Raw genomic sequence first — 23,271 nt, 5'->3', positions numbered from 1 at the left:
TGCCGAATGGTTACAAAGACGCAACACACTCGTCATTCGGATGCCGCGGCGCCATCACAGCACCTCGCCGCGTCCGCTGAGCTTCAATGCGTCGACGACGCCCTTCACCCGCTGGGCGTGCTCGCTGGTGGTGACCAGGAGAGCATCCTCGGTGTCGACCACGACGATGTCGCGCACGCCGATGAGGCTGATCACGCGCTTCGTCTGGCTCACCACGATGCCGGTCGCCGCGTCCGAGAGGACGCGGGCGTTCTCGCCGAGGATCGCGAGATTCTCGGCGCGACCCCCGGAGTTGAGCTTCGCGAGGCTCGCGAAGTCCCCCACGTCGTCCCAGTCGAAATGGCCGGGGATCACGGCGAGCAGCCCCTTCGCGGCGGCGGGCTCGGCCACGGAATAGTCGATCGCGATCTTGGTCAGCGTCGGCCAGACGTGGTCGACGACCGGTCCACGCGCGTCGCGGTCGTCCCACGCCTCGGCCAGCTCCATCAGCCCCGCGTGCAGCTGCGGATCGTTCTCGGCGATCTCCCGCAGGAGCACATCGGCACGGGAGATGAACATTCCCGCGTTCCACAGATACGAGCGGTCGGCGAAGTAGGCGCGGGCGGTGTCGAGATCGGGCTTCTCGACGAAGCTCTCCACGAGCGCCGCCTCGGGTGCGCCGTCGACGACGAGACCGGCGCCCTTCTTGATGTATCCGAAGCCGACGGAGGGCTCCGAAGGCTGGATTCCGAGAGTGACGATGTAGCCCTCGCGCGCCGTGGCCACCGCCTGGCGCACCGCCCAGTCGAACAGGTGCGGCACGCGGATCACGTGGTCCGCGGCGAAGGAGCCGATGACGACGTCCGGCTCGCGCTTGACGAGCACCGCCGCGGCGAGCCCGATCGCTGCGGTGGAGTCGCGCGGCTCGGACTCGAGGAAGACGTTCTTGTCGGGGATGCCCGGCAGTTCCTTCTCGACCGCCGCGCGGTGCGCGCGACCGGTCACCACTGCGATGCGGTCCCGGCCGGCGAGCGGCTCGAGGCGGTCCCAGGTGTCGCGCAGGAGCGTCTGGCCCGAACCGGTCAGGTCGTGCAGGAACTTCGGGGCGTCGGCCCTCGAGAGCGGCCACAGCCTGCTGCCGATGCCGCCCGCGGGGATCACAGCGTAGAAGTCTTCGATCGGATCAGCCATGCCAGCCAGGCTATCGGGCCGGTTTTCGGTCGAATGGCGATCGCGTGACGAAGACGTGACGACCCGGCATCCCGCACGGATGCTCGTGACAAGAATCCCGCTTCTTCACACCCGTGAAGATCCCCCCGGAAGGAGGGGCACTAAGGCAGGCCTTCGTCGCCTCTGCGCGGAACGCGGGAATAGGATGGAGGAAGCGCCCGCGTGACGCCGATGGCTCGAGCCGCCCGGCCCGAGTCACCTCAGGGGCCCTGTCTTCGACGACAGAGATCCGCCCCACCATGTTCGATCCAGGGAGGACGGCCGTGTCTGCACCAGCACGCGTCACACCGTCGGTATCCGAGACCACATCCCGAGTTCCCCGCGGCACCCTGTACCGCGGAAACGAAGGCATGTGGTCATGGGTGCTGCACCGCATCACAGGAATCGCGATCTTCTTCTTCCTTCTGGTGCACGTGCTCGACACGGCACTGATCCGCGTGTCACCCGAGGCGTACAACGCCGTCATCGGCACGTACAAGAACCCCATCATGGGCCTCGGCGAGGTCGCCCTCGTCGGTGCGATCGCGTACCACGCGTACAACGGCCTGAGGATCATCCTCGTCGACTTCTGGTCGTGGGCCACGCGCCACCAGCGCCAGCTGTGGTGGGGCGTCATCGGCCTGTGGGCCGTCACGATGCTCGGCTTCACCCCGCGCCACCTCATCAACGTCTTCTCGCAGATCGGCGGCCACTGATGACCGCTATCGCCGAACCCCGCGCTCCCCGCGCCGCCGTCCGTCGCAAGGGTCCGAACCTCGAGAAGTGGGGCTGGATCTACATGCGCGCCTCCGGCGTGCTGCTGGTCGTCCTCATCTTCGGCCACCTGTTCGTCAATCTCATGCTCGGCGAGGGCATCCACGGCATCGACTTCGCATTCGTCGCCGGCAAGTTCGCCACGCCGTTCTGGCAGTGGTGGGACGTCCTCATGCTGTGGCTCGCCCTGATCCACGGCGCGAACGGAATGCGCACGATCGTCAACGACTACGTCGGACACGACACCACCCGCAAGGTGCTCGTGTGGGCACTGTGGCTGTCGGCCGGCTTCCTGATCGTCCTCGGCACGCTGGTGGTCTTCACCTTCGACCCGTGCCTGGGTCTGACCGACACGAGCGCCGACTGGCTGCAGGAGCTGTGCGCGTAAGCGCCGCTTCACCGACGAGATCTCCAGAGACCGAAAGCATCGCAGAGTGACTGCTCAGAGCACCACGACCACCCAGACCTCCGACAGCTACGTCAAGGACGGCGTCCACTACCACCAGTTCGACATCGTGATCGTCGGCGCCGGCGGCGCCGGCATGCGCGCGGCGATCGAAGCCGGTCCCGGCGCGAAGACGGCCGTCATCTCCAAGCTCTACCCCACGCGCTCGCACACCGGTGCGGCGCAGGGCGGCATGGCCGCGGCGCTGGCGAACGTCGAAGAGGACTCCTGGGAGTGGCACACGTTCGACACCGTCAAGGGCGGCGACTACCTCGTCGACCAGGACGCGGCCGAGATCCTCGCCAGAGAGGCGATCGACGCCGTCATCGACCTCGAGAACATGGGCCTGCCGTTCAACCGCACGCCCGAGGGCAAGATCGACCAGCGCCGCTTCGGCGGCCACACGGCCGACCACGGCAAGACTCCCGTGCGCCGCGCGTGCTACGCGGCCGACCGCACCGGCCACATGATCCTGCAGACGCTGTTCCAGAACTGCGTCCGGCTCGGCATCAACTTCTTCAACGAGTTCTACGTGCTCGACCTGATCACGGTGAAGAAGGACGACGGATCGACCGAGATCGCGGGCGTCGTGGCGTACGAACTCGCCACCGGCGACCTGCACGTCTTCCACTCGAAGGCCGTGATCTTCGCCACCGGCGGCTTCGGCAAGATCTTCAAGACCACCTCGAACGCCCACACCCTCACGGGTGACGGCGTCGGGATCGTCTGGCGCAAGGGTCTGCCGCTGGAGGACATGGAGTTCTTCCAGTTCCACCCGACCGGCCTCGCCGGGCTCGGCATCCTGCTCACCGAAGGCGCCCGCGGCGAGGGCGCGATCCTGCGCAACGCCTCGGGCGAGCGCTTCATGGAGCGCTACGCGCCGACCATCAAGGACCTCGCTCCCCGCGACATCGTCAGTCGCTGCATGGTGCAAGAGGTCGCAGAGGGCCGCGGCGCCGGGCCGCATCGCGATTACGTGCTGCTGGACTGCACGCACCTGGGCGCCGAGGTGCTCGAGACGAAGCTGCCCGACATCACCGAGTTCGCCCGCACCTACCTGGGCGTCGACCCCGTCGTCGAGCCCGTGCCCGTCATGCCGACCGCGCACTACGCGATGGGGGGCATCCCGACCAACAACGACGCGCAGGTGCTGAGCGACAACACCACGGTCGTGCCGGGTCTCTACGCCGCCGGCGAATGCGCGTGCGTGTCGGTGCACGGCTCGAACCGTCTCGGAACCAACTCGCTGCTCGACATCAACGTCTTCGGCAAGCGCGCCGGCCGCAACGCGGTCGAGTACGTCAAGACCGCCGAGTTCGTCCCGCTTCCCGAGAACCCGGCCGACGCCGTGCGGGACCTGATCGAGGGCCTGCGCAACAACCAGGGCACCGAGCGCATCGCCGTGCTCCGCAAGACCCTGCAGGACGAGATGGACCGCAAGGCCCAGGTGTTCCGCACCGACGAGTCGCTCGGCGAGGTTCTCGAAGTCATCGAAGAACTGCGCGAGCGCTTCAAGAACGTGCACGTCGACGACAAGGGCAAGCGGTTCAACACCGACCTGCTCGAAGCCGTCGAGCTCGGGTTCCTCCTCGACATCGCCGAGGTCGTCGTCGTCACCGCCCGCAACCGCAAGGAGAGCCGCGGCGGGCACATGCGCGACGACTACTCCACGCGCGACGACGAGAACTACATGAAGCACACCATGGCGTACCTGTCGGGCGATGCCGGATCCTCGCATTCCGAGGATCACATCCGTCTCGACTGGAAGCCCGTCGTCTTCACGAAGAACGAGGCCGGCGAGTTGCGCTACCCACCGTTGGAGAGGAAGTACTGATGGCGACCCTCGTCGCAGTGGACGCACCGGTCGATGAGACCGTGAAGGCCGAGACCCCCGCTGACACCGGCATCCAGTCGTTCCTGGTCACCTTCATCATCCGCCGCTTCGATCCCGAGGTGGACGAGGAGCCGCGCTGGGTCGACTACGACGTGGAACTCTATTCCACCGACCGCGTCCTGGACGCCCTGCACAAGATCAAGTGGGAGGTCGACGGCTCGCTGACCTTCCGGCGGTCGTGCGCGCATGGCATCTGCGGGTCCGATGCGATGCGCATCAACGGCCGCAACCGCCTCGCGTGCAAGACGCTCATCAAGGACCTCGACATCTCGCAGCCGATCTACGTCGAGGCCATCAAGGGCCTTCCGCTGGAGAAGGACCTCGTCGTCGACATGGAGCCGTTCTTCGCGTCGTTTCGCGAGGTGCAGCCGTTCCTCATCCCCGGCACCAAGGCGGAGCCCGGCAAGGAGCGCATCCAGTCGATCGTCGATCGCGAGATCTTCGACGACACCACGAAGTGCATCCTGTGCGCGGCATGCACCTCGTCGTGCCCGGTGTTCTGGACCGACGGCCAGTACTTCGGCCCTGCCGCGATCGTCAACGCGCACCGCTTCATCTTCGACTCCCGCGACGACGCCGGCGACATGCGCCTCGACATCCTCAACGACAAAGAAGGGGTGTGGCGCTGCCGCACCACCTTCAACTGCACCGAGGCATGCCCCCGTGGCATCGAGGTGACCAAGGCGATCGCCGAAGTCAAGCAGGCCGTGCTCCGCGGACGCGCCTAGGCTCACGCCCGTGCCCGCATCGCAACGAGGCGATAACGCGCAGCGCGATCAGAACAACGACGAGCGGATGCCGCGGCCGGCCGCCTCGGCACGGTTGAGGTCCGCCCGCTTCGCCGTGACCGCGGCGTACGCCGCGCAGGGGCTCGGGTACGCCGTCGTCGTCACCTCGCTTCCGGCGCTCAAGGCCCGCCAGGAGGTCGACGACACGGTCGTGTCGCTCATCGTGCTCGGAGTCGCACTCATGGCGGCCCTGGGCTCGGTGATCGCGAACGCCGTCGCGGTGCGCTACGGCAGCAGGGCGGCCCTCGCGCTCGGCCTGATCGTGCAGGCAGTCGCTCTGCCGCTGATCGCCCTCCCGACGCCGTTCGCGGTGTTCGCCTCGGCCTGGGCGGTCTTCGGAATCGGTCTCGGCTGCGTCGATGCCGCAGTGGCCATGCAGGGCGTCGCGGTTCAGCGGGCGTACGGCCGACACCTGCTGGGCGGGTTCTTCGCCGCCGCCACTGCCGCGGCGATCGTCGGAGCGCTCCTCGTGTCGGTGGTTGCGGCATCCGCCGTCGGTGCCGGTATCGCGCTCACCGTGGCCGCCGCCATCGCGGTCGCCGCCGCCGTCGTGGTCGTGCGCCTCGCGCAGCGCGAGGTTCCCATCGACGAGGCGCTGCCCGCCGCGGAGCGCTCGAAGCTTCCCCGCGCGGGCATCTGGGTGTTCGGGCTGGTGATCCTCGCGGTGTTCGTGGCCGACTCGGCCGTGAGCACCTGGAGCACCGTCTACCTGCAGGACGACCTGTCGGCGCTCGCGTGGATCGCGCCGCTCGGCTATGCCGCCTACCAGGCCGTCGTGCTGGTGACGCGGCTCGTCACCGACCGCCTCGTCACCGTCGTCGGGCGCGCCCGGCTCGTTGCGATCGCCACGACGGTCTCGGCCATCGGGTGCGCGATGATCGCACTGCTGCCCTTTCCTGTCGCGGCGGTCGTCGGATTCGCCCTCGCCGGGGTGAGCGCGGGAGTGCTCATCCCCGTGACCTTCGGCGCCGCGGGCGAGCTGGACCCGGCCCACAGCGACCAGGTGATCGCGCGCGTCAATCTCTTCAACTACGCCGGGGCCATCCTCGGCGCCGTCGTGATCGGCCTGCTCGCCGATGCGCCGGGCCTCGGCATCGCCTTCCTTCTTCCGGCCGCGGCCCTGGTGGCCGTGCTGTTGGCCGTTCCGCGGTTCCGAACCCGATCGGAAGCGCCCGCTGCGTGAGGCGGCATCCGGCATCGCTACTGTGGCATCTGTGAGCGAACAGGGTCGCAAGACCGCCCCGGCCCCCGACAAGACCCGCGACGAGGCCGATACCGCGCAGCGCGAGGAGGAGTCGCTCCGCGCCCGGTGGGAGGCGACGCAGGAGGGCCTGCGCGAGCGATTCGACGAGCCGCTGAGCAAGGCGACACGGCTGACCCGCCGCACACTGGCGTGGTTTCCGGTGCGTGTCTGGCGGCACTTCCTGCAGCACAACGGCTTCCTGCTCGCGGCCGGCGTGAGCTATCAGGCGCTGTTCGCGACCTTCGCCGGCATCTACGTCGCCTTCGCGATCGCAGGGTTGTGGCTCGGCGGCAGCCCCGAAGCCATCCAGGGGCTGATCGAGCTGATCAACACCTACATTCCGGGCCTCATCGGTCCCCAGGGAATCTTCACTGAGGAGCAGGTGACGGCGATCGCGACGGAGAGCGCGGGTGTGCTGGGCGTCACCGGCGCGATCGCGCTCGGCACCCTGATCTGGACGGCGATCGGGTTCGTCACCTTCACACGCCGCGCGGTGCGCGACATCTTCGGCCTTCCGCCGGACCTCCGCAGCTACTTCTATCTCAAGGCGCGCGACTTCATCGGCGCGGTCTTCTTCGCCCTCGCCCTCGCGCTGGGGTTCGTCGCCACCTCCATCGGCACGTGGGCGCTCGAGCTCGTCTTCTCATTCTTCGGCTGGACCGATGCATCCAGCTGGGAAGGTGTCGCGACGCGCATCGGCACGATCGTCATCTCGTTCGTGGTGTTCAGCGGGGCGCTCGGCGGGCTGATCCGCTTCCTCACGGGAACCAAGCTCCCCTGGCGGCGGATCTGGCCCGGGGCACTCCTCGGGGGCGGCGCCATCACCGTCCTCCAGCTGTTCACCGGCTGGCTCTTCATCTACACGCCGTCCAACGCCCTCCTCGCGACCTTCGCGATCTTCGTCGGTCTGCTGCTGTGGTTCCGGATCATCGGGATCATCATGCTCGTCGCGGCCGGGTGGGTCGCGGTCGCAGCGCACGACGCCGACATCCCGTTGCTTCCGCAGACCGAGGCGGAGCGGCTCGCCGCCGAGCACGCGGCGCTCCTCGTCGCGGCGCGGGTGCGGCTGCGGACGGCGCAGGAGGCCCGCGACGCCGCACCCTGGTTCCGCGTCTGGCTCGCCGACCGAGCCGTGCAGGCCGCCGAGCAGGAACTCTCGCAGGTCGAGGCATCCGCTCCCCCACCCGTCGCGAAGAAGCCCGGCATCCTTCTCGAGTGAGGGACGCGCGGTTGCTCCGCCGCCACCGTCGGCGACCGTGTCGGCGACCATCGGTAGGCTGGCGATCGTGTCTCGCCGTGTTCGCATCGCCTCTGTCAACGTCAATGGAATCCGCGCGGCGACGCGCAAAGGCATGCTCGACTGGCTCGATGCGGCCGACATCGACGTGATGGCGCTGCAAGAGGTGCGGGCCACCGAAGAAGAGCTGCGCACCGCCCTGCCCGGCTGGCAGATCGTCAATGACGAGTCGCTCTCCAAGGGCCGTGCCGGCGTAGCGGTCGCAAGTCGCATGCCGTCGGTCGAGGTGCGTCGCGTGCTCGGACCCGATCCGCTGGACTCCGCGGGTCGCTGGATCGAGGCCGACTTCGACATCGACGGCGAACGACTCATCGTGGTGAGCGCCTATGTGCACACCGGCGAGGCCGAGACGGCGAAGCAGGACGCCAAGTGGGCGTTCCTCGACGCGATGGAGAGCCGGATGCCGCAGCTCACTGCCGCGTCGCCGCTCGCGGTCGTGATGGGCGATCTGAATGTCGGCCACCGCGAGTTCGACATCCGCAACTGGAAGGGCAACGTCAAGAAGGCCGGTTTCCTGCCCCGTGAGCGCGCCTACTTCGATCGGTTCCTCGGCGCGGCCGGCGAGCAGGTCGCGGGCGTCGACGGCTCGAGCGGCACGGGACTCGGCTGGGTCGATGTGGGGCGCCGCTTCCACGGCGACGTGGACGGGCCCTACACCTGGTGGTCGATGCGCGGGCGCGCGTTCGACAACGACACCGGGTGGCGGATCGACTACCACCTGGCGACTCCCGCGCTCGGCGAGCGCGTGACCTCCTACCAAGTCGTACGCGCACCCTCCTGGGACACCCGCTGGAGCGATCACGCCCCGGTGATCGCCGACTACACGATCGGCCGCTGACGACTCGCGTACCGGCGGATCCGATCGGCGAGCCGCTCGCGCGGCGTGGGGTGCGGCATCCGCTGAATAGACTTGACGGATGAGCAAACCCCGCCTGTACTCCGGCATGCAGCCGTCCGCCGACTCGCTCCAGATCGGCAACTACATCGGGGCCCTCATGCAGTGGCGTGATCTGCAAGAGGAGTACGACGCGTTCTTCTCGGTCGTCGACCTGCACGCTCTGACGCAGCCGAACGATCCGGCAGAGCTGCGCGAGAAGACCCGCCGCACCGCCGCGCAGTACATCGCAGCCGGCATCGAGCCGTCCAAGTCCACCCTCTACGTGCAGTCGCACGTTCCGGCGCATCCTGAGCTCGCGTGGATCCTGTCTACCATCACCGGGTTCGGCGAGGCCGGACGCATGACCCAGTTCAAGGACAAGTCGTCGCGGTACGGCTCGGACGCCACCTCGGTCGGCCTGTTCACCTACCCGGTGCTGATGGCCGCCGACATCCTGCTCTACCAGACCGACATCGTTCCCGTGGGCGACGACCAGAAGCAGCACGTCGAACTCACGCGCGACCTCGCCGAGCGCTTCAACAGCCGGTACGGCGAGACGTTCCGCGTGCCGATGCCCGTGATCCAGCAGGACACCGCCCGCATCTACGACCTGCAGAATCCGACCGCGAAGATGTCGAAGTCGGCCGAATCCGACGCCGGCGTGCTGTGGCTGCTCGATGACCCGGCGGTCTCGGCGAAGAAGATCATGCGCGCGGTCACCGACTCCGAGGGCGCGGTGCGCTATGACCGGGAGAGCAAGCCCGGGGTCTCGAACCTGCTCGTGATCTACGCCGCCCTCACCGGCCGTCAGATCCCCGCGATCGAGGACGAGTTCGCCGGGCGCGGCTACGGCGACTTCAAGAAGGGCCTCGCCGAGGTCGTGGTGAACGAGTTCGGTCCGGTGCGCGCTCGCGCGCTGGAGCTGCTCGACGACCCCGCCGAGCTCGACCGGGTGCTTGCCGTCAACGCCGCGAAGGCGGAAGAAGTCGCGAACCGCACAGTATCGGACGTCTACGACAGGGTCGGCCTGCTCCGCCGGAGCTGAGCCCCTCTGCCCGGGCACACGCGGGCGCGGGATCACGCGCGCCCTCCGTGGCTGTCGCCCGGCGATCCGGAGTTGCGGAGGGGAGGGGGCGGGCAACTAGCCTGACCGCATGCAACCCGTCACGCTTCGCACCGCGCGGCTCGAGCTGTCGCTCCCCCGTGGGGCGGACGTCGACGCGATCTACGAGGCCTGCCAGGACGCGGGGATTCAGCGGTACACACCCGTCCCCTTCCCTTACGAGCGTTCGCATGCCGAAGGCTTCGTGGAGCGCGTGCCGTCGGACTGGGACGCCGGCAAGAATCTGACGTGGGCGATCCATGAGGGCACCGCCCTCGTCGGCACGATCGGCGTCTACCGCATCGACGGGCTCGGCAACGGTGAGATCGGATACTGGATGGCGCCGGCATCGCGCGGCTCCGGGCGGCTGAACGAGGCGGCGAACGCCGTCATCGACTGGAGCTTCGCCGCCGATGGCCTCGATCTCATTCGCCTCGAGTGGCGAGCCGTGGTCGGCAACGTCGCCCCGGCCCGCGTCGCGAGACGGCTCGGGTTCCGCTACGAAGGGCTGATGCGTCTGGCTCTCGCGAATGCGAAGCACCGCGACGACGGCTGGGTGGCTGCGCTGCTGAGGACGGACGAGCGGATGCCGCAACCCTGGCCTGTCCTCGAAGGCTGACGCGGAGCCGCATCCACGAACTCGTGCGACCTCCCCGCGCGTCGGCGCCTCATGGCAGGATGAGCGCATGCCCGAGATGCCGGAGGTGCAGGGTCTCGTCGACTTCCTCGCCGAGCGGCTGACCGGTCTGCAGATCACGCGCACGATGGTCGCCAACATCGCAGCGCTCAAGACGTACGATCCGCCGATCGACGCGCTGCACGGCGCCGAGATCACGGGTGCGACGCGCCACGGCAAGTTCATCGACCTCGCAACGACCGGGACGGATGCCGCGCCCCACCTCGTCTTCCACCTCGCGAAGGCCGGGTGGCTGCGGTTCACCGACCAGCTCGCGCCGACCCTCATCAAACCGGGCAAGACGCCGATCGCCCTGCGTGTGGCGCTGAGCGATGGATCCGGGTTCGACCTCACCGAAGCGGGCACGAAGAAGTCGCTCGCGTTCTCCGTGGTGCGCGACCCGTCGGATGTCCCGGGCATCGCACGGCTGGGCCCCGACCCGCTCGACCCCGCGTTCACCCGCGACACGCTGGCGGGGCTGCTGGCCGGCCGGCGCACTCAGATCAAAGGAGTGCTGCGCGACCAGGCGACCATCGCGGGAGTCGGCAATGCCTACTCCGACGAGATCCTGCACGCGGCGAAGATGTCGCCCTACGCGCTCGCATCGAGCCTCGACGACGCGGACATCGAGCGCCTCTTCGCCGCGATGATCACCACACTCACCGAGGCGGTGGCCGAGGCATCCGGCAAGCCGCCCGCCGACCTCAAAGACGCCAAGCGCCGCGGCATGCAGGTGCACGGCAGACGGGGCGAGACATGCCCGGTCTGCGGCGACGTCGTGCGCAGCGTCTTCTTCGCCGACAACTCGCTCGAGTACTGTCCGACCTGTCAGACCGGCGGAAAGATCCTCGCCGACCGGAGGCTGTCGCGGCTTCTCAAGTAGCGCGCACCTCAGTCGCCCTCGGTCCCCATGAGGGCGCGGGCGTCGTCGTCGACCCAGTCGAGCGACTTCGACACGGCCTTGCGCCACATCCGGTAGCGACGCTCGCGCTCGTCGTCCGGCATCCGAGGTTCGAAGCGCACATCCTCGCGCCAGTGCGCGCGCAGTTCGTCGAGGTCTCCCCACACCCCCGTCGCGAGGCCCGCGGCGTACGCTGCGCCGAGGGCGGTCGTCTCGACGACCTTCGGGCGCACGACGGGGATGCCGAGGATGTCGGCCTGGAACTGCATCAGCAGGTCGTCGCGGGTCATCCCGCCGTCCACTCGCAGCTCGTCCAGCGCGCGGCCCGTGTCTGCGACGACGGCGTCGATGACGTCTCTCGTCTGGAACGCCGTGGACTCGAGCGCGGCCCGGGCGATGTGCGCCTTGTTGACATAGCGCGTGAGCCCGACGAGCGCACCTCGCGCATCGGGGCGCCAGTAGGGTGCGAAGAGTCCCGAGAAGGCCGGCACGAAGTATGCACCGCCGTTGTCGTCGACGGTGGCGGCGAGCGTCTCGACGTCTTCGGAGCGCTGGATGATGCCGAGGTTGTCTCGGAGCCACTGCACGAGCGATCCGGTGACGGCGATCGAGCCTTCCAGCGCGTAGTGGGCGGCCTCGCCCTCGCGCCGGTACGCCACGGTCGTGATGAGACCGCTGTCGGAGCGCACGATGTCGGTGCCGGTGTTCACCAGCAGGAAGTTGCCCGTGCCGTACGTGTTCTTCGATTCCCCGGCGTGGAACGCGGCCTGACCGAACGCGGCCGCCTGCTGGTCTCCGAGGATGCCGGCGATGGGCACGCCGTGTAAGACGTCGGGCAGCTGCGAGGTGCCGACGACCTCCGACGAGGAGCGCACCTGCGGCATCATCGCGCGCGGGATGCCCCACACTTCGAGCAGGTCGTCCGACCAGTCGAGCGTCACGAGGTCCATCAGGAGCGTCCGTGAGGCGTTGGTGACATCGGTCACGTGGATGCCGCCGCGCGCGCCGCCGGTGAGATTCCACACGACCCAGGTGTCGGGGGTGCCGAAGAGCAGGTCGCCTCTCGCGGCGGCCGCGCGCGCACCCGGGACGTGATCGAGGATCCAGGCGATCTTCGACGCCGAGAAGTACGTCGCCAGCGGCAGGCCGGTCTCCTCCGCGAAGCGGAACGTGCCGGCGCCGTCCGCGGCGGCGATCTCGTCCAGCCGCGGCTGCGTGCGGGTGTCCTGCCAGACGATCGCGTTGTGGACCGGCCGTCCGGTGCGCCGATCCCACACGATCGCGGTCTCGCGCTGGTTCGTGACGCCGACGGCGGCGATGTCGGATGCCTCGATGCCCGCCCGGGACAGGCAGGCGGAGATGACCCATTCGGTGCTGGTCCAGATCTCGACCGGGTCGTGCTCGACCCATCCGGCACGGGGAAAGATCTGCTCGTGCTCGCGCTGGGCGACCCCCACGATCGTGGCCGTCGCGTCGAAGACGATGGCGCGCGTCGAGGTGGTCCCCTGGTCGATCGCCAGTACGTGGTCTGCCACGCCGGCTCCTCTCTCACGGGCGGCTTCGCCCGTGGCCACCGGCGATGGGGCCGGGTGCGGTCAGGCTATCGTGCGGATGCGGGCGCCCAGGTCGGATCGGCGGCATAGGCGGCGGCGAGCCCGCGCTGCACTTCAGCGGCCGTGCGCGTGACGTCCCACCCGAGCACCGGCGCGACGGCATCCGCGATCTCGGCCGCTGCGTCCGCCGATGCACCGCCGAGGAACGCGATGCTCGTCCGGCGCATCAGCAGGTCCTCGAGGTGGACGACGTCCTCGCTCTGCGCGAGGTGGCGCAGCTCTCCGGAGCTGTAGCCCGGTGCGTGCGCGAGCATCGCGTCGTCGGGATCGTCGTCGATCGCGTCGATCACGGCCGAGGCGACGGTTCCGTAGCGGTCGAGCAGCGTGGCGACGCGGGCGGCGGGCAGGTCGGCGCTGTGCGCGGCGATCCACTGCTGCCGCGCGCGCTCGGTCACCGGGTAGCCTTGGCCGCCGCCGATGGCGACGCCCTTCGTCGAGCGACGGCGGGGCGTCGAGAGCAGTTCCAGCGCGCGATCGGCGAGGTGCTCGGCCGAGGCCCGGAACGTCGTCCACTTGCCGCCGACGAGGGTCAGTACCGTGGCGTCCCCGCCGACGAGCTCTTCGGCCTCGATGCGGTAGTCCCGAGAGACGAATCCCGGTGCCAGATCTCCGTGCCCGGGCAGCGGACGCACGCCCGAGAACCGGTAGACGATGTGCGAGCGATCGACCTCGACCGCGGGAAGCACCTGACCGATCAGGTCGATGAAGTAGTCGACCTCGGCCTCGGTGCACACGACCGGGTCGCCGATCTCGTGTTCGAGGTCGGTCGTGCCGACCAGCACCCGCCCCTTCAGCGGGTAGATGAGCACGATGCGGCCGTCCTCGTTCTCGAAGAACAGCTCGCGTCCGCCGGTCGCGGCCAGCAGTTCGGGGTGATCGAGGACGACGTGCGATCCCTTGGTGCCGCCCATGTAGCGGGTCGGGTCGCCCAGCGCGAGGTTGGTGAGGTCCGTCCATGGACCCGAGGCGTTGATGATGACGGATGCCGTGAACTCCGTCTCGGCGCCGGTCACCGCATCCTGCAGCACGACGCGACCGCCGCGGACCCCGGCCGCTGCGGTGTAGTTCGCGGCACGGGCGCGTTCGCCGCCGGCGGCACGGCCGTCGCGCAGCACGTCGAGCGCGAGGCGTTCCGGGTCGTGGAGCGAGGCATCCCAGTAGGTCGCGGTGTACTTGACCCCCGGGTTCAGTTGCGGCAGCTGGGCGAGCGAGCGCTTGCGCCCGTGGAATGTGTGGCGCTGCACGCGCCCGCCTCCGCGCGAGAACGAGTCGTAGATCACGAGGCCGATCTTGATGAGCGCGGCGCCGCGCTCGCGCGGCTCTCCCCCACCGTGGCGGAGGAAGCGCAGGGGCGCTGTCAGCACGCCCGAGAAGGTGGAGAAGATCGGGATCGTCGTCTGCAGCGGGCGAACGTAGTGCGGGGCGATCTTGAGGAGCCCGTTGCGCTCGGTGACCGCCTCGTGCACCAGACGGAACTCGCCGTTCTCGAGGTACCGGATGCCACCGTGGATCATGTGCGACGAGGCCGCCGATGCTCCGCTGATGAAGTCGGCGCGCTCGACCAGTGCGACATCGATCCCCTGCAGGGCGAGGTCGCGGAAGGTCGCGAGCCCGTTGATGCCGCCTCCGATGATCAGGACATCGGCGTAGGGGCGCTTCACCAGTTCTTCGAACCCCCGAGCTGAACCCCGCTCCGTCATCGCTCTCCCCTTCGTCGGCCGACCCGAACCTCCGGTCGATCGTGCTCCTCTGTTCATGATCGCATCGTTGGACGATGTTGCACGACTGATGCACATACGTGCACGATTGAGGAATGGAACCGCTCGACGACGCCCGCAGCACTCAACGAGCGCTCACCGCCGCGCATCTCTACTACGTCCAGGAGCGCACGATGGAGGCCATCGCGCGCGAGCTCGGCACCTCGCGTTCCACCGTGTCGCGCCTGCTCGCACACGCCCGCGCGACCGGCATCGTCGACATCCGCATCCGCTCGCCCTTCGCCGCTCCCCAATTGCTGGAGGAACGCCTCGCCGAGCGATTCCACGTGGCCGCGCACGTCGTTCCCGTCTCCGACGATGCCACCGAAGTCGACCGGCTCCAGCGCGTCGCGATCGCGGCGGCCCATCTGCTGCGCGATCTCGTGAAGCAGGACATGACGATCGGCGTGGCGTGGGGATCCACGACTGCCGCAATCAGCCGCCACCTCGTGCCCGAAGCCGTGCACGGCACGACGTTCGTGCAGCTCAACGGCTCGGGCAACACGCACACCACGGGCCTGCTCTACGCGAGCGAGATCCTGAGCCGGTTCGCGGCGGCGTACGGCGGGAGCGCGCAGCAGTTCCCGGTTCCGGCGTTCTTCGACGATCCGCGCACACGGCTCGCCATGTGGCGCGAGCGCAGCACCCGACGCATCCTCGCGATGCAGGCCGCGATGGACCTGGTCGTCTTCAGCACCGGCTCGGCGGGCTCCCGCGTGCCCAGCCACGTCTACAGCGGCGGCTACCTCGAGACCAGCGAGCTGGACGAGCTCGAGCGCGAGGGGGTCGTCGGCGACGTGGCCACCGTGTTCTTCCGCGCCGACGGATCCAGCGACGGCATCACGCTGAACGATCGTGCAACCGGCCCGAGCTTCGGAGTCCTCCGGCGCGTTCCGCGGCGGGTGTGCGTCGTCTCGGGAGTCTCGAAGCTCGCAAGCCTGCAGGGTGCGCTGGCCGCCCGGCTCGTCACCGATCTCGTCGTGGACGAGCCCGTGGCGCGGGCTCTCACCGAGTGAGGAGGCCACGCGTCTGCAGGTCCGCGAGCACCGGGAGCGCGCCACCTGGTCGCTCCATCTCACGGAGTGACACTTCATTCGAGGACATGGAATGAATCCCCGGATGCCGCGTTGACTACACTCAGAGCATCAACGTGCTCCGGGGTCGGTGAGAATCCGAACCGGCGGTGACAGTCCGCGAGCTGTGGCATCAGCATCCGATTCGGATGCCGCCACGGCTGATCCGGTGAAATTCCGGGACCGACGGTGTTGCGAAAGGGTTCCATACGGAATCCCGTCGCTAGTCCGGATGGGAGGCAGCACGGGTGGCGTGACGCGCGCCGCTGTTTTCCCAACCCCGGAGTGCCTACACGGCAGACAGGGATTCGGATGGCGAGCGCAGCGGAACACGACGCGATGCGCCGCGCGCTGGCGAACGCGCTGCGGGGCCCCCGCGGCGTGAATCCGCAGGTGGGCGCGGTGATCCTCTCCCCCGCCGGCGATGTGCTGGCCGAGGGATGGCACCACGGTGCCGGCACGCCCCACGCCGAGGTCGACGCGCTGTCGAAGCTCGACCCGGGAGCCGCTCGCGGCGCGACGGCGGTCGTGACGCTCGAGCCGTGCAACCACACCGGCCGCACCGGTCCGTGCTCCGAGGCGCTCATCGCCGCGGGAATCATCCGCGTCGTGTATTCGGTCTCCGATCCGGGCGACCATTCGTCTGGCGGCGCAGCGCGACTGCATGAGGCGGGTGTCGACGTCGAGGCGGGGCTGCTCGCCGACGAAGGCTCCGCCCTGCTCGACTCATGGCTCGCCGTGCAGCGCCTGGGCCGGCCTCATGTCACCGTCAAGTGGGCGCAGAGCCTCGACGGACGGGCCGCGGCATCCGACGGCACCAGCAAGTGGATCACCGGTCCTGCCGCACGAGCCGACGTCCATCGTCGCCGGGCGCTGGCCGACGCGATCGTCGCCGGAACCGGCACCGTGCTCGCAGACGACCCCGCGCTGACGGCGCGGGCCGACGACGGCTCGCTGCTGCCCGATCAGCCCGTTCCGGTCATCGTCGGATCGCGCCCGGTACCCGCTGACGCCGTCGTGCGGCAGCATCCCCGCGCGTTCCTCCAGTACCCGGGCGATCTCCGCTCGATGCTCGACGACCTGCGCACGCGCGGCATCCAGCGCGTGTTCGTCGAAGGTGGCCCCGCGGTCGCTGCATCCTTCGTCCGCGAAGGCCTCGCCGACGAGCTGCTGGTCTATGTCGCGCCGGTGCTGATCGGCGGCGACATGCTCGCCCTTCGCGACATCGGCGTCTCGACGATCGCCGAAGCACTCCGCCTCCGGGTGACGGGCGTTCAGAACCTCGGTGACGATCTGCTGATCGTCGCCGCCCCGCGACCTGCTCGCGGACGCAATCCAGAAGAAGGAGTCGCCTGATGTTCACCGGAATCATCGAAGAGCTCGGCGAGATCACCGCTGTCGAGCCGGCCGGCGACGGCGTGCGGTTGACCGTCCGCGGCCCGAAGGCGGTGTCGGATGCCGCGCACGGCGACTCGATCGCCGTCAGCGGCGTCTGCCTCACCGTCGTCGGCCAGGGGCCGGAGTGGTTCACGGCCGACGTGATGAGGCAGACGCTCGACATGTCGACACTGGCGGGAGTGGGTGAGGGCCGGGTGGTGAACCTCGAGCGCGCTACCGCTGCACACGGGCGTCTGGGCGGACACATCGTCCAGGGCCACATCGACGGCACCGGAGAGGTGCTCGAGGTGCGGCCGGGTGCGCAATGGCGTGTGCTGCGGATCTCGCTGCCCGCCGATCTCGCCCCCCTCGTCGTCGACAAGGGCTCGATAGCCGTCGACGGCGTGTCGCTCACCGTGAGCGCGGCGAGCCCCGCGCCGGTCGGCGCCTCCTCCGCCGACGACGCGTGGTTCGAGGTCTCGCTCATTCCCGAGACGCTCACCGCGACGACCCTCGGAGAGCGGGTGGCGGGCGACCGCGTGAACCTCGAGACCGACATCCTGGCCCGCCACGTGCGCCGCCTGCTCGCCTTCTCTCCCGCCGCTTCCGCGTCTCCCACGGTCCCGGCGGCCGTCGCCGCCCCCGAACTCCCCGCGGCCGATGCCGCACCGACGGAAGGAGGCTCGAGATGAGCCTTGCCACGATCACCGAGGCCCTCGACGCGCTCCGCGTCGGCAAGCCCGTCATCGTCGCCGACGATGAGAACCGCGAGAACGAGGGCGACGTGATCCTCTCGGCGCAGCTGGCGACCCCCGAGTGGATCGCCTGGACCGTGCGCTGGTCGAGCGGGTTCATCTGCGCGCCGATGCCTGCGGAGTGGGCCGATCGCCTCGACCTGCCGCCGATGGTCGAGGTCAACGAAGATGCCCGCGGCACCGCCTACACGGTGAGCGTCGACGCGGCGGATCGCGACTCCACGGGCATCAGCGCCTCCGACCGCGCACACACGCTCAACGTGCTGGCCGACCCCGCATCGGCGCCCACCAGCGTCAAGCGCCCGGGGCACATCCTGCCGCTGCGCGCGGTGGACGGCGGGGTGCGCGAGCGCGCCGGTCACACCGAGGCCGCGGTCGAGCTGATGCGCCTCGCGGGGCTGGAACCGGTCGGTGCGATCGCCGAGGTGGTCGCCGAGGACGGGTCGATGATGCGGCTGCCCGGCCTGATGGAACTGGGATCCCGCGACGATGTTCCGGTGATCACGATCGAGCAGCTCATCGCCTACCTCGACGAGCACGAGCCGGTCCAGGCGCCCGCCCATCACTCCCACAAGCGCCGCGTGAGCCTGCGCGCCGAGGCCCACGTGCCGACCTCGCACGGTGCGTTCCGGTTCCTCGCCTACAAGGATCGCGTGACAGGCACCGATCACATCGCGGTCGTCTCCGGCGAGCTCACCGACACCCCGCTCGTGCGGGTGCACTCGGAGTGCCTGACGGGTGAGGCGTTCGGCTCGCTCAAGTGCGAATGCGGCCCGCAGCTCGAGGCGGCGCTCGACGCCATCGAACAGGACGGTGGGGTCGTGGTCTACATGCGCGGGCACGAAGGGCGCGGCATCGGACTCATCAACAAGCTCCGCGCGTACTCCCTGCAGGAGCGAGGCCTCGATACCGTCGACGCGAATCTCGCGCTGGGCCTTCCCGCCGACGCCCGCGACTACGCCGCGGCCGCCGGCATCCTCGCCGACCTCGGTATCGAGAAGGTGCGCCTCCTGACGAACAACTCCGACAAGGTCAACCAGCTGCGCGATTTCGGCCTCGACATCGTCGAGCAGGTTCCGCTCCTGGTCGGCGTCGGTCCGAACAATCACCAGTACCTGGCCACCAAGCGCGATCGCATGGGCCACATCATCGACGAGGGCGACCTCGCCGATGCGCTCGCGCAGATGCACGAAGGAGCAGAGCATTGAGCGGTAAGGGCGCGCCCCAGACCACCGGACCCGTCGACGCGACGGGCCTCGACGTCGTCGTGATCGCCGGCATGTGGCACGAGGTCATCACCGACGGCCTGATCGCCGGCTCGCAGCGCGCCCTCGAAGAGGCGGGTGCGACGTCGCGACTCGTGCGCGTTCCGGGCTCGTTCGAGCTTCCGGTGGTCGCGAAGGCGGCGCTGGAGGCGGGAGCCGATGCGGTGGTGGCGCTGGGCGTCATCATCCGCGGCGGCACCCCGCACTTCGAGTTCGTCTCGTCGGCGGCGACCGACGGGCTCACCCGCGTCGCGCTCGACACCGGCAAGCCGGTCGGCTTCGGCGTGCTCACGCTCGACGACGAGGCGCAGGGCATCGCTCGTGCGGGACTGCCCGGGTCGATCGAGGACAAGGGCTTCGAAGCAGCGGATGCCGCCATCCGCACCGCACTGGTGCTGCGCGGGCTTCGACAGGCCTAGCAACCGGACTCCGCGGCCGCGAGTGAGGCGCGCCTACCTGGCGCGCGCAGAGCGATCGGCCTAGCGTGACGAGCATGGAAATCCTCCGCCACATCGTCGTGCTCATTCACCTGGTCGGGTTCGCCGTGCTCTTCGGCGCCTGGGTGGTCGAGGCGGTGAACGGACGTCGGCGCGTGACCCGCCTGATGGACTGGGGTCTCGCGATCGCGGCCGTCGCGGGTCTCGTCCTCGCAGCGCCGTGGGGCATCGAGTACGACCTCAACTACGTGAAGCTGGGCGTGAAGCTCGTGATCCTGCTCGCGATCGGCGCGCTCCTCGGCATCGGCGCGGGGCGACAGCGCAAGACCGGCTCGCTGCCCCCGGCGATGTTCTGGGCCATCGGCGTGCTCACGCTGACGAACGCCGCGATCGCTGTCATCTGGCGCTGACGCGTAGGATGGATTCTCGTGCGCGGGCGACCAGGCCCGCACGCACGGTGACCCAGTGCAGTGCCGCCTGACGCGTCACCCCGCGCCGAGCGGCTGCCCACCGCCCATCCCACGAGGATGTCTCGCTTCGCGTTTCACAGGTTCTCAATGGCTTCCCCCACCACCGCGGCAACCGCGGTCCCCCTCAATCCCCGCTCGCGTGTCATCACCGCGAGCCTCGTCGGCACCACGATCGAGTTCTACGACTTCTACGTCTACGCGACGGCCGCGGTGCTGGTCTTCCCGATCCTCTTCTTCCCGACCGGCAACGACACCACGGCCCTCCTCGCGTCGTTCGGCGTCTTCGGCGCAGCGATGATCGCCCGCCCCCTCGGCGCGGTCATCTTCGGTCACTTCGGCGACCGGTTCGGTCGCAAGGCCACCCTCGTCGCGTCGCTGCTCACGATGGGCATCGCGACCTTCCTCATCGGATGCCTTCCCACCTACGACGACATCGGCTGGTGGGCCGCGTTCCTGCTGCTGATCCTCCGTCTCGCGCAGGGCTTCGCCCTCGGCGGCGAGTGGTCGGGCGCAGCGCTGGTCGCGACCGAGAACGCCCCGGCGGGCAAGCGCGCCTGGTACGGCACGTTCCCGCAGCTGGGCGCACCGCTCGGGTTCATCATCGCGAACTCGGTCTTCCTCGCGATCAACTTCCTGCTTCCCCATCCCGAGGGCGCGGGCCAGCGTTCGGCCGACTTCCTCGCGTGGGGCTGGCGCGTGCCGTTCCTCTTCTCGGCGGTCATGGTGATCATCGGCCTGTGGGTGCGCCTGCGCCTGGTCGAGTCCGAGACATTCGTCAAGGCCGAGGAGAAGGGCGCGATCCGCAAGTTCCCGCTCGCCACGGTCGTGCGCCGCCACTGGTGGCACCTGATCCTGGGCACGTTCATCATGCTCGCGACCTACGTGCTGTTCTACCTGATGACCAACTTCACGCTGTCGTACGGCACGAAGGCGGCCAGTCTCGAAACCGCTTCGGCTGCCGCGCAGGCCGCGGCGGAGGCGGCGGGCAAACCCTTCGACGCCACCGCGTTCGCGGCCCAGTTCTACCCCGGGCTCGGCTTCGGCTACACGGACTTCGTGATCATGCAGATCATCGGCGTGGTGTTCTTCGGCATCTTCACGCTGCTGTCGGGTCCCATCGCCGACGCCATCGGCCGGCGCAAGCTCCTGCTGTGGGTGACCGGCCTCATCATCGTGTTCGGCCTCACCTTCAACCTGTTCCTGATGCCGCAGGCCGACCCCAAGTTCACCGGCGCCCTCGCGCAGGCGTTCCTGATCTTCGGGTTCATGCTCATGGGCGCGACGTTCGGGCCGATGGGCGCTGTGCTGCCCGAGCTGTTCCCGACCAACGTCCGCTACACCGGCTCGGCGATCTCGTACAACCTGTCGTCGATCCTGGGCGCGGCGCTCGCGCCCATCGTCGCGGTGGCGCTCTGGGCGGCCTCGGGCGGAAGCCCCTGGCTCGTCGGGATCTACCTGTCGGTGATGGGCGTGCTGACCTTCATCGCCGTGCTTCTGGCACCCGAGACGAAGGACATCGACTACGACGCCGATCTGGGCGTCGGAGAGACCGCCTCGCTCTGACGCGGGTTCAGCCGACTCGCGGATGCCGCAGCCCACGCGGGCTGCGGCATCCGTCGTTTCGAGGGTCGCGACGCTCGGCGTCAGTCGAGAAAGAGGGCGCGCAGGCGCTTGGTCGTGAAGACCAGCCCGACCGCGACCATGACGACGTAGTACAGAATGTGCCACCACATGTCGGGGCTCATGACACCCGTGGTCAGGCCGCGGATCAGCTCGACGCCGTGCCACAGCGGGAACGCCATGATGATGTGCTGGATCCACTCCGGGTAGATCGTGATCGGGTACAGCGTCGCCGAGAAGAGGAACATCGGCAGCAGCACGAAGTTGATCCAGTCCATCTGCTGGAACGTCTTCATGTAGCTCGTGACCGCCATGCCGACGCTCGCGAACCCGAAGGCGATCAGCAGCACGGCCGGAATCGCCAGGATCGCGGTGGGCGCGAGATTGAGCCCCAGGATCTGCATGACGATCATGAACCCGGTCGCGTACAGCAGACCGCGCAGCAGCGCGTACAGGATCTCGCCGAGGGCAACGTCGAGCGGACCGAGCGAGGTCGCGAGCATGCCCTCGTAGAGCTTGCCGTAGTTGAGCTTGAAGAAGACGTTCCACGTCGAGTCGTAGATCGCGCCGTTCATCGCCGAGACCGCGAGCAGCGCGGGAGCGATGAAGGCGGCGTACGACACCTCGATCCCGCCGCTCGTCTGCACGTCGCCGATGAGAGGCCCCAGCCCGATGCCCATCGAGGCGAGATAGAACACCGGCTCGAAGAAGCCGGAGAGCACGACCGCCCAGCTCGACGAGCGCGCCGCGATGAGCCCGCGCTGCACCACCGACTGCGGGTTGCCCGCCCACAGGGCCCGCACCCCGCCTGCACGCGCTACGGCGTCCGTCGCCGTCGCCGCCGTCATTCGCCGAGCCTCCTCTGGAAGATCCGTCGCGCGAGCAGATACGCGCCGATCGACAGCACGAGCAGATACCCGACGTGCACGGCGACCGCGATCGGCGCGGATGGTCGATCGTAGGTCGCCATGCGGCCGAGTTCTGTCGCGTGCCAGAGCGGCGAGACCCACCCGATCCACTGCAGCCACAGCGGCAGCGTCGCGAGCGGGTAGAACGTGCCCGAGAACAGGAACATCGGCATGAAGACGAAGCGCTGCACCAGCGCGAACTGCCCCTTGTCTTCCCTGATCGACGCGGCGTACGCCATGTAGGGGATGCCGAAGGCCAGCCCCGCGAGCACGCCGACCGGGATGGTCAGCCAGCCCGTCGCGGGGTCGGGAACGGCTCCGAAGATCCAGAGGAAGAGGTAGTACGCCACCACGACGAACACGATGCGCGCGGTGGCGCCCGCGACCACACCGCCGGCGATCTGGCCGGGCGAGAGCGCCGACGCGCTGAATCCGAAGAAGTAGCGGCGCCACTTGAATCCCGCTACTACGGGGAACGAGAACTCTTCGGACGCCACCGAGATCGCCGCGGTCATCAGCAGGGCCGGGGCGACGAAGACGAGATAGGTCACCTCGACCCCGTTGTCGTCGACAGGTGCGTCGATGAGCGCGGCCAGACCCACGGCAAGTCCCAGAAGATAGAGGATCGGCTGCCCCAGCGCGCCGACGATGATCGTCCAGCCGTACGCGCGCATCGCGCGCACCATGTGCTCGGTGACGTACCACGTGCCCAGGGCGCGGGGCTTTCGCCCCCACTCCATCGCCTCGGCGCGCAGCTCGTCGAGTGACGGCGGCGCGGAGGTGGCAGCGGATGCCGCGCCGCGCGGCATCC

22 protein-coding genes and 1 riboswitch are annotated in these 23,271 nt (G+C 69.0%); of the genes, 17 read left to right on the top strand and 5 right to left on the bottom strand.

What is annotated here, in order from left to right:
• Nucleotides 1–54 precede the first annotated feature (54 nt).
• The gene (locus tag KEC57_RS14310; protein ID WP_229385327.1) at nucleotides 55–1,170 is read right to left on the bottom strand and encodes a mannose-1-phosphate guanylyltransferase; all 1,116 of its coding nucleotides are present in this window, start codon (nucleotides 1,168–1,170) and stop codon (nucleotides 55–57) included.
• 302 nt (nucleotides 1,171–1,472) lie between these two features.
• On the opposite strand from KEC57_RS14310, the gene sdhC reads away from it, so the two are divergent.
• The 10 genes from sdhC to KEC57_RS14260 all read left to right on the top strand — a co-directional run bounded on the left by sdhC (nucleotide 1,473) and on the right by KEC57_RS14260 (nucleotide 11,167).
• Nucleotides 1,473–1,904, top strand: coding sequence for a succinate dehydrogenase, cytochrome b556 subunit (gene sdhC, locus KEC57_RS14305; RefSeq protein ID WP_229385326.1), 432 nt, complete (start codon nucleotides 1,473–1,475; stop codon nucleotides 1,902–1,904).
• Nucleotides 1,904–2,350, top strand: a complete 447-nt coding sequence (locus KEC57_RS14300) for a succinate dehydrogenase hydrophobic membrane anchor subunit (RefSeq protein ID WP_229385325.1) — start codon at nucleotides 1,904–1,906, stop codon at nucleotides 2,348–2,350. Before sdhC ends, KEC57_RS14300 begins: the two co-directional genes overlap by 1 nt.
• Before the next feature lie 46 nt (nucleotides 2,351–2,396).
• Complete coding sequence (gene sdhA / locus KEC57_RS14295) at nucleotides 2,397–4,241, top strand: succinate dehydrogenase flavoprotein subunit (protein WP_229385323.1); 1,845 nt, start codon at nucleotides 2,397–2,399, stop codon at nucleotides 4,239–4,241.
• Nucleotides 4,241–5,029: a succinate dehydrogenase iron-sulfur subunit gene (locus KEC57_RS14290; protein WP_229385322.1), complete on the top strand. Its 789-nt coding sequence runs from the start codon at nucleotides 4,241–4,243 to the stop codon at nucleotides 5,027–5,029. The genes sdhA and KEC57_RS14290 overlap by 1 nt, the downstream gene beginning before the upstream one ends.
• Nucleotides 5,030–5,039: 10 nt before the next feature.
• Entirely contained in the window at nucleotides 5,040–6,272 is a 1,233-nt protein-coding gene (locus KEC57_RS14285; protein WP_229385321.1) for an MFS transporter, read from the top strand.
• 31 nt (nucleotides 6,273–6,303) lie between these two features.
• The gene (locus KEC57_RS14280) at nucleotides 6,304–7,551 is read left to right on the top strand and encodes a YihY/virulence factor BrkB family protein (protein ID WP_229385320.1); all 1,248 of its coding nucleotides are present in this window, start codon (nucleotides 6,304–6,306) and stop codon (nucleotides 7,549–7,551) included.
• 67 nt (nucleotides 7,552–7,618) lie between these two features.
• Nucleotides 7,619–8,467, top strand: coding sequence for an exodeoxyribonuclease III (locus KEC57_RS14275; protein WP_229385319.1), 849 nt, complete (start codon nucleotides 7,619–7,621; stop codon nucleotides 8,465–8,467).
• Nucleotides 8,468–8,546: 79 nt separating this feature from the next.
• Nucleotides 8,547–9,551: a tryptophan--tRNA ligase gene (gene trpS, locus KEC57_RS14270; RefSeq protein WP_229385317.1), complete on the top strand. Its 1,005-nt coding sequence runs from the start codon at nucleotides 8,547–8,549 to the stop codon at nucleotides 9,549–9,551.
• 109 nt (nucleotides 9,552–9,660) lie between these two features.
• Entirely contained in the window at nucleotides 9,661–10,227 is a 567-nt protein-coding gene (locus KEC57_RS14265; protein WP_229385312.1) for a GNAT family N-acetyltransferase, read from the top strand.
• Nucleotides 10,228–10,294: 67 nt separating this feature from the next.
• Nucleotides 10,295–11,167 carry an Fpg/Nei family DNA glycosylase gene (locus KEC57_RS14260; RefSeq protein WP_229385311.1) on the top strand — a complete coding sequence of 291 codons (873 nt, stop codon included), beginning with the start codon at nucleotides 10,295–10,297 and terminating at the stop codon, nucleotides 11,165–11,167.
• An 8-nt stretch (nucleotides 11,168–11,175) separates the two neighbouring features.
• Here the strand turns inward: KEC57_RS14260 and glpK are convergent, their stop codons facing one another.
• The gene (gene glpK / locus KEC57_RS14255) at nucleotides 11,176–12,720 is read right to left on the bottom strand and encodes a glycerol kinase GlpK (protein ID WP_229385310.1); all 1,545 of its coding nucleotides are present in this window, start codon (nucleotides 12,718–12,720) and stop codon (nucleotides 11,176–11,178) included.
• Between the two features lie 65 nt (nucleotides 12,721–12,785).
• A complete protein-coding gene (locus KEC57_RS14250) occupies nucleotides 12,786–14,498 on the bottom strand; it encodes a glycerol-3-phosphate dehydrogenase/oxidase (RefSeq protein WP_229385309.1) in 1,713 nt (570 codons plus the stop codon).
• A gap of 113 nt (nucleotides 14,499–14,611) precedes the next feature.
• Here KEC57_RS14250 and KEC57_RS14245 point away from each other — a divergent pair, with 113 nt between their 5' ends.
• From KEC57_RS14245 to KEC57_RS14215, 7 genes are all read left to right on the top strand, one after another.
• Nucleotides 14,612–15,571: a sugar-binding transcriptional regulator gene (locus KEC57_RS14245; protein WP_229385308.1), complete on the top strand. Its 960-nt coding sequence runs from the start codon at nucleotides 14,612–14,614 to the stop codon at nucleotides 15,569–15,571.
• Nucleotides 15,572–15,702: 131 nt separating this feature from the next.
• Nucleotides 15,703–15,877, top strand: a riboswitch (FMN riboswitch).
• Nucleotides 15,878–15,940: 63 nt separating this feature from the next.
• The gene (gene ribD / locus KEC57_RS14240) at nucleotides 15,941–16,984 is read left to right on the top strand and encodes a bifunctional diaminohydroxyphosphoribosylaminopyrimidine deaminase/5-amino-6-(5-phosphoribosylamino)uracil reductase RibD (protein ID WP_229385307.1); all 1,044 of its coding nucleotides are present in this window, start codon (nucleotides 15,941–15,943) and stop codon (nucleotides 16,982–16,984) included.
• Nucleotides 16,984–17,697: a riboflavin synthase gene (locus KEC57_RS14235; protein WP_229385306.1), complete on the top strand. Its 714-nt coding sequence runs from the start codon at nucleotides 16,984–16,986 to the stop codon at nucleotides 17,695–17,697. Before ribD ends, KEC57_RS14235 begins: the two co-directional genes overlap by 1 nt.
• Nucleotides 17,694–18,968 (top strand): GTP cyclohydrolase II, encoded by a 1,275-nt coding sequence (ribA, locus tag KEC57_RS14230; RefSeq protein WP_229385305.1) that lies wholly within the window; start codon nucleotides 17,694–17,696, stop codon nucleotides 18,966–18,968. The genes KEC57_RS14235 and ribA overlap by 4 nt, the downstream gene beginning before the upstream one ends.
• On the top strand, nucleotides 18,965–19,444 hold the full coding sequence (gene ribH / locus KEC57_RS14225) for a 6,7-dimethyl-8-ribityllumazine synthase (protein WP_229385304.1): 480 nt from the start codon (nucleotides 18,965–18,967) through the stop codon (nucleotides 19,442–19,444). The genes ribA and ribH overlap by 4 nt, the downstream gene beginning before the upstream one ends.
• 74 nt (nucleotides 19,445–19,518) lie before the next feature.
• Complete coding sequence (locus KEC57_RS14220; protein ID WP_229385303.1) at nucleotides 19,519–19,872, top strand: Fe-S protein; 354 nt, start codon at nucleotides 19,519–19,521, stop codon at nucleotides 19,870–19,872.
• Between the two features lie 147 nt (nucleotides 19,873–20,019).
• Nucleotides 20,020–21,495, top strand: a complete 1,476-nt coding sequence (locus tag KEC57_RS14215) for an MFS transporter (RefSeq protein ID WP_229385302.1) — start codon at nucleotides 20,020–20,022, stop codon at nucleotides 21,493–21,495.
• A gap of 80 nt (nucleotides 21,496–21,575) precedes the next feature.
• Here the strand turns inward: KEC57_RS14215 and KEC57_RS14210 are convergent, their stop codons facing one another.
• Both KEC57_RS14210 and KEC57_RS14205 read right to left on the bottom strand, forming a co-directional pair.
• Nucleotides 21,576–22,400, bottom strand: a complete 825-nt coding sequence (locus KEC57_RS14210) for an ABC transporter permease (RefSeq protein ID WP_229385301.1) — start codon at nucleotides 22,398–22,400, stop codon at nucleotides 21,576–21,578.
• Nucleotides 22,397–23,269 (bottom strand): ABC transporter permease, encoded by an 873-nt coding sequence (locus KEC57_RS14205; RefSeq protein WP_229385550.1) that lies wholly within the window; start codon nucleotides 23,267–23,269, stop codon nucleotides 22,397–22,399. The genes KEC57_RS14210 and KEC57_RS14205 overlap by 4 nt, the downstream gene beginning before the upstream one ends.
• Between the last annotated feature and the right edge of the window lie 2 nt (nucleotides 23,270–23,271).

The organism is Microbacterium allomyrinae (assembly GCF_020682705.1).
In the GTDB taxonomy this organism is placed as follows: Bacteria; Actinomycetota; Actinomycetes; order Actinomycetales; family Microbacteriaceae; genus Microbacterium; species Microbacterium allomyrinae.
Note: the sequence above shows the minus strand (reverse complement) of the source record. Positions and strands in the feature narration are given on the sequence as shown.

Coding starts and splice junctions, on each gene's coding strand:
- KEC57_RS14245 (WP_229385308.1), top strand. CDS start 14,612: ATGGAACCGCTCGACGACGCCCGCAGCACTCAACGAGCGCTCACCGCC.
- KEC57_RS14300 (WP_229385325.1), top strand. CDS start 1,904: ATGACCGCTATCGCCGAACCCCGCGCTCCCCGCGCCGCCGTCCGTCGC.
- trpS (WP_229385317.1), top strand. CDS start 8,547: ATGAGCAAACCCCGCCTGTACTCCGGCATGCAGCCGTCCGCCGACTCG.
- ribD (WP_229385307.1), top strand. CDS start 15,941: ATGGCGAGCGCAGCGGAACACGACGCGATGCGCCGCGCGCTGGCGAAC.
- KEC57_RS14210 (WP_229385301.1), bottom strand. CDS start 22,400: ATGACGGCGGCGACGGCGACGGACGCCGTAGCGCGTGCAGGCGGGGTG.
- KEC57_RS14215 (WP_229385302.1), top strand. CDS start 20,020: ATGGCTTCCCCCACCACCGCGGCAACCGCGGTCCCCCTCAATCCCCGC.
- KEC57_RS14205 (WP_229385550.1), bottom strand. CDS start 23,269: ATGCCGCGCGGCGCGGCATCCGCTGCCACCTCCGCGCCGCCGTCACTC.
- KEC57_RS14250 (WP_229385309.1), bottom strand. CDS start 14,498: ATGACGGAGCGGGGTTCAGCTCGGGGGTTCGAAGAACTGGTGAAGCGC.
- KEC57_RS14310 (WP_229385327.1), bottom strand. CDS start 1,170: ATGGCTGATCCGATCGAAGACTTCTACGCTGTGATCCCCGCGGGCGGC.
- ribA (WP_229385305.1), top strand. CDS start 17,694: ATGAGCCTTGCCACGATCACCGAGGCCCTCGACGCGCTCCGCGTCGGC.
- KEC57_RS14235 (WP_229385306.1), top strand. CDS start 16,984: ATGTTCACCGGAATCATCGAAGAGCTCGGCGAGATCACCGCTGTCGAG.
- KEC57_RS14260 (WP_229385311.1), top strand. CDS start 10,295: ATGCCCGAGATGCCGGAGGTGCAGGGTCTCGTCGACTTCCTCGCCGAG.
- KEC57_RS14220 (WP_229385303.1), top strand. CDS start 19,519: ATGGAAATCCTCCGCCACATCGTCGTGCTCATTCACCTGGTCGGGTTC.
- KEC57_RS14290 (WP_229385322.1), top strand. CDS start 4,241: ATGGCGACCCTCGTCGCAGTGGACGCACCGGTCGATGAGACCGTGAAG.
- KEC57_RS14265 (WP_229385312.1), top strand. CDS start 9,661: ATGCAACCCGTCACGCTTCGCACCGCGCGGCTCGAGCTGTCGCTCCCC.